4 protein-coding genes are annotated in these 5,023 nt (G+C 66.1%); 3 read left to right on the top strand and 1 reads right to left on the bottom strand.

The window, feature by feature from the left end; all coding sequences use genetic code 11:
• Positions 1–244: 244 nt before the first annotated feature.
• Positions 245–1,063: a ParB/RepB/Spo0J family partition protein gene (locus VF106_RS42005; protein ID WP_414639182.1), complete on the top strand. Its 819-nt coding sequence runs from the start codon at positions 245–247 to the stop codon at positions 1,061–1,063.
• A gap of 655 nt (positions 1,064–1,718) precedes the next feature.
• Here the strand turns inward: VF106_RS42005 and VF106_RS42000 are convergent.
• Positions 1,719–2,102 carry a hypothetical protein gene (locus VF106_RS42000; RefSeq protein WP_330845613.1) on the bottom strand — a complete coding sequence of 128 codons (384 nt, stop codon included), beginning with the start codon at positions 2,100–2,102 and terminating at the stop codon, positions 1,719–1,721.
• A gap of 707 nt (positions 2,103–2,809) precedes the next feature.
• Between VF106_RS42000 and VF106_RS51060 the strand changes: the two genes are divergently transcribed.
• A complete protein-coding gene (locus tag VF106_RS51060) occupies positions 2,810–3,019 on the top strand; it encodes a beta-ketoacyl synthase N-terminal-like domain-containing protein (protein ID WP_414639181.1) in 210 nt (69 codons plus the stop codon).
• Positions 3,020–3,652: 633 nt separating this feature from the next.
• On the top strand, positions 3,653–4,828 hold the full coding sequence (locus tag VF106_RS41995) for an acyl-CoA dehydrogenase family protein (protein WP_330845612.1): 1,176 nt from the start codon (positions 3,653–3,655) through the stop codon (positions 4,826–4,828).
• The last annotated feature ends 195 nt before the right edge of the window (positions 4,829–5,023 follow it).

Here is a 5,023-nt window from a genome sequence, read left to right as displayed (position 1 = left end):
TTGGCCGTTCTGGACGGGATGGTGCGGAGCGATGGTTGAGTCTCGGGGAACGGCATGGGGCGCTGGTGCCGCGGACGATGCGGGGGAGGACGAACTGGGGGAGCGCGCCTGCTCAACGCGAGTGCCGGTCGATGCGCTCCTCCCATCAGACACGCCTCGGGCCGGTGGGGAGAATGTCGCGCACACGAGGGCGCTGGCCGAGTGCGAGCAGATGCTCCCGCCGATCCTCGTGCATCGTCCCACGATGCGGGTCATCGACGGGATGCACCGCCTGTGGGCCGCGAAGCTGAAGAACCTGCAGGAGATCGAAGCGCGGTTCTTCGACGGGACACCAGAAGAGGCCTTCGTACTCGCCGTGCAGTCGAACATCAGGCGTGGTCTGCCGCTCACGCTGGAGGAACGCGAGGCAGCGGCCAAACGGGTGATCGAGTTTTATCCACACCTGTCCGACCGCGCCCTCGCGGCCAGGACCGGTCTCGCCGCGCGCACGGTGAGTATGATCCGTAAACGTTTAACCGCGGAAGGTAAGCAGTTGAACGCCCGAATCGGTCTTGACGGGAAGTCCCGTCCGGTCAACGGTGTCGAGGGCAGGCTGAGGGCCAGCGACGTCATCGCGGCGTATCCGGACGCTTCCCTGCGCACCGTGGCCAAGGAGGCGGGAGTGTCCGTGGCCACCGCGCGCGACGTGCGTCAGCGCGTACGTCGCGGGGAGAGCCCGGTGCCTCCGGGTCTCGTGCCCGCGATGAGTCGCGCGACGAGCGTGCCCGTGCGGGCGACCCGGCGGGTGCTCGCGCAGGGCACCGTCACCAGCACCACGAACGATGCAACCGCCCTGTGGGAGACGCTGACCAAGGACCCGTCACTGCGGCTGTCCGAGTCCGGTCGCACGTTGCTCCGCTTGCTGCGCTTCTCGGCGATGGCCCCGGACGCGCGTAGTCAGCTGATCGACGCGATCCCGGTACACAGTGCGGAGGTCGTCAGGCATCTCGCCACTCAGTGTGCCGAGGCGTGGAGGTGTTTCGCCGAGGAGTTGGCGGAGCGGGCACAACAGGCCCATGCGTAGCCGGCGCCATTAAGCGCTTCGGTTCGAAACGGCCAGAATAGGGTGGCAAGCTGCAGTACGCCCAGCATGGTCCGACACAGACGGCGTGCGTTGAGCAGGCGACGATTGTGTCGGGATCTCGGCTCTCCTCGGCGCAGGTCCGCCGGAGCGTGTCCAGCCGGCTGACGGCGGTTGCCGGGTCGAGGAACGGCAGGTTGTATTCGTCGGTGAACCGCGCAGCGGTCCGCCGGGTTCGTCTCGGACGGATTCCGCCGACGATGATGCACGCCTTGTAGTTGAACATCATGCCGAGCGGCCGTGGTCCACATGCCGGTGAATATCCCGAGTTGCCACTCGAGGCGGTCGAAGCGTTCCGGCAGCGACGGAAAGAGCATCCCGTAGGCGTCGTGCTCTTGGCCGTACCAGCGCGCGTCGACGTCCACCCGAAGCCGGCCTTGTGTCATCTGGTCCACCTGAGCGGCTGCGATGCGTGCCGTGGCCGAACCCCACGAGCCGCTTGGGAAAGCGGCGAGTGTCCTGCCGGTCCGGCTCGGGGAAGAAGTCGGGTCCCGGTTGGCGGACAGCGGTGACACCAGGCCATCTCGCCCGCGGAGACTGTGACGTCGTCGAACCGGGCGTCCTCGGCCGCGTAGCGGACCGTCGCGTACCGAGTCGATCAGCTGCGCCAACTGACCCAGATCGAGAACGCGATGGGCGCCAGGCCGCCGCGCTGATCCAGCAATTCGTCGCCGCCTGCCGCAGAGTCGAAGAGTTGGCCACCTCGACCGAGGAAGTCTTCCTGACTCACCCGGACGTCGAGATCATCACCAGCCTTTCTGGACTGTCGACTTTGGCCGGGGCGCGTGTGCTCGCCGAGATCGGCGACGACCGGTCCCGGTTCGCCGATGCCAAGGCACTCAAGGCCACGGCATACCGCTGCGCTCGCAATCTGTTCGACAAGCTCCTGGGCCTGCCTGTTCCACTGCCTCGAACACGGCACGACCGTGGGCGGCAGCGAGCGTCGGGGTTTCACGCGCTGCCGGAGCTGCTGACCCGGCACGGCGACAGCACACGAACCTGGGAAAACCGCCCAACCCTGCCGACTGACCCCGGCGCGGGCTCCGCCGCGGGCTTCGGAATCTCCGCACAACAATCGGCTCACCAGCCACCGCACCGAAACCCACCCGATCAGACCCCCGACGTCCAGCAGGGAGTCGCAAACAACGACCAGCCCCAGGCCACGACGTCCGCATCGTCACCAGCACCGACACACGAAGACCCCACAGCCGCAAGACACCAAGTCAACCCCCACGACCCCGCCGAACAGCTTAAAACTCATTTCCTGGCAGAGGCCATGCGGATCCTGGAGCGCCTCCGGCGTGAAAACGTCCGAACGCGGCTACCATTTCTGTCATGGCCCCCCGTCCTTTACGGACGGGGTGTGGCTGTATGGACATGGAGGAGAAGTGCGGGGCGACTCTTGGTAGCACGGTCGACGTGTGTGCAACCAAGAAAGAACTCACGTTCCGTCGTTCCAACCAACATGTGATTGCGGGAGCAATTTCTTGGCCGACGACTCCGTCGGTGCCTGTTCGACTGTTTCGTTTGTCAGGTTTGGATCTGACCCGATTCTGTGCTAGGTAAATCGATGTCATCGACCTATGTTGACATCGAAAACAGCCTCGTGGCAGCAGCGGTCGCATGGGAGCGATGCTAAGTATCGCGGTTCGGTAAATGGGTTAAAAACACTCTTCGGATAATGTCGAGGTGAAGTCGACGGATATAGCTGTTGTCGATATGGCCGGACGCCTGCCGGGAGCCGCAGACTTCGAACAGTTCTGGGAAATGCTGCGTACCGGGTCTGAGGGGGCTTATCCCTCCTCTCGGTGTCGTGGCCCTCGGTCCTGTCGACAGGGGTCCGGTGGCAAGGTCTATCCGACCACCGTCCGTCGCGCAAACCCTTTTGCGATCGCGTGACCGAGCATGCCGGAGGTGTCGGGCATGGTGTGCAACCCGGGCCGGCCTAAAACCTGGTGCGACTCCAGTTGACCCGCCATCACAGCCAGCAGGATTTGTCAGGTGTCGTAGGGCCATCGGGTGTCGGCGACCGGTGATTCGCGGGTCGAACCGCGGCTGGGCTTCCTCGGGGCTGGCGGCGAGGATTCGGGCGATTCGTTCCAGCTGTGCCCGTTGGCTGGGCGGAACCCGCCGAAGTCCTCCACCTCGTGGGGCGAACTCACCGGCCTGCGGCGAGCCAACACCTTCCGCTACGACGGCGACACTGGCACACGCAAGGTTCCGTGCAGAGGGCTCCGCCCATCCGGCGCCGCCCGCGATGATCTCGACACCGTGGATCCGGCCGGTCACCGCCGCGAGTCGGCTGGCGCCGGTGTCGCGCAGCGGCCGCGCTGACTCCTGGTCGAGCAGGTTTGGTCCGCGCGCACGGAACGGAGCCGTACCCGCACGTCGGTAACTGTGCGGTCACGCCGACCCGTCATTCGACAGTGAGTCGGCGAAGGCCGAGCAGTGATCGAAGGTCGGCAAGACTGACGAGCAGCTTATCCGTACGCGCGGATTCTCTTAGCCGTTTCCAAATACCGGGGAGTCTGAATGGCACAGAATGAAGAGTTGGCCTCAGTGCTGGAGGCAGTCGGCAGTGTCGTGCCGACCCTGCGCAGGAATGGCGAGGAATCCGAACGGCGCCGCTGGCTCGTCGAGGAGAATATCCAGTTGCTCGACAAGGCGGGTGTGTTCCGGACGGCCACGCCACGCCGGTACGGTGGGCTCGACTTACCGGTGGCCGACCAGGTCAAGGTCATCACGGAGATCGCCCGCGGCTGCCCGAGCACCGCGTGGACGGCGTTCGTGTGGGTGTCCACCGCGTGGACGGCCACCCTCTACCCGGACCGCGCCCAGGAGGAGTTCTTCGAGGGCGGCGCCGTGAAGATGTCCAGCGCGGTCTCCGCCACGGGCACGCTTGCCGCGGTCGAAGGCGGATACCGGCTCGACGGGCGCTGGCGCTACAACTCCGGCTGTCTCGGTGCGGACTGGAACCTCGTCGCCGCGGCGCTCACGCACCCCAACGGGGAGCACGAGGAGTTCATGGCGGCGGTGCCCATGTCGGAGCTGTCGACCGAGGACGACTGGGACGTCACCTCCTGCAGCGGCACCGGCAGCGTGACCACCATCGCCGCGGATGTGTTCGTCCCCGCCCACCGCGTGGTCGGCATAGTCGAGGCGTTCACCGGCACCGCGGGCGAACGGACGAACGTCGGAGCCGACGGGCGCAACTACGGCCTGCTCGCCTTCGTGCTGGCCGAGTCGGCCGGGGTGTTCATCGGCGCGGCCAAGGGCGCGCTGGAGCTGTTCCTGGAGCGGCTGCCCGGACGCGGGATCACGTACACCAACTGGACCGACCAGAGCCTGCACCCGGTCACCCAGATCCAGGTGGCCACCGCGGCGAACAAGATCTCCGCGGCCGAGGGCCTCTCGGTGCAGTGGCTGGAGTTGCTGCAGCGGCGGGCCGACGCGGGTGAGCAGCCGTCCGACACCGAGAAGGCCATCATCCGCGGGCAGGTCGGATTCGCCATCCAGTTGGCCAAGGAAGCCATCGAACTGCTCTACAGCGCCAGTGGCGGTTCGGTCATCGCCCGCGGCGTCCCGTTGCAGCGGTTCCACCGCGACGTCCAGGGTTTCTCCCTGCACGCGCTCGCCCAGCTCAACGCCAACCTCGAGGTGCAGGGCCGGGTCCTGGTCGGCCTCGACCCGGACACCTGGTACCTCTGACCCGACCGGCAGCCGGGCCGTCACCCGCTCACCTAACTGCCGTTGCAGTATTAGTACTCCAGCAGCACTTTGTGATCTTGGTCGTGTAGGTTGTCGATCTTGTGTTGACTGACGATGATCTTGCTGCCTGGATCGCTGGCCTGGATGACCTGTTCGCGCGGGTCGCGAGCCGGTTCTATCGAGTTGAGCCCCGGC

It is taken from the genome of Actinophytocola sp., from assembly GCF_036378875.1.
Classification (GTDB): Bacteria; Actinomycetota; Actinomycetes; order Mycobacteriales; family Pseudonocardiaceae; genus Actinophytocola.
Note: the sequence above shows the minus strand (reverse complement) of the source record. Positions and strands in the feature narration are given on the sequence as shown.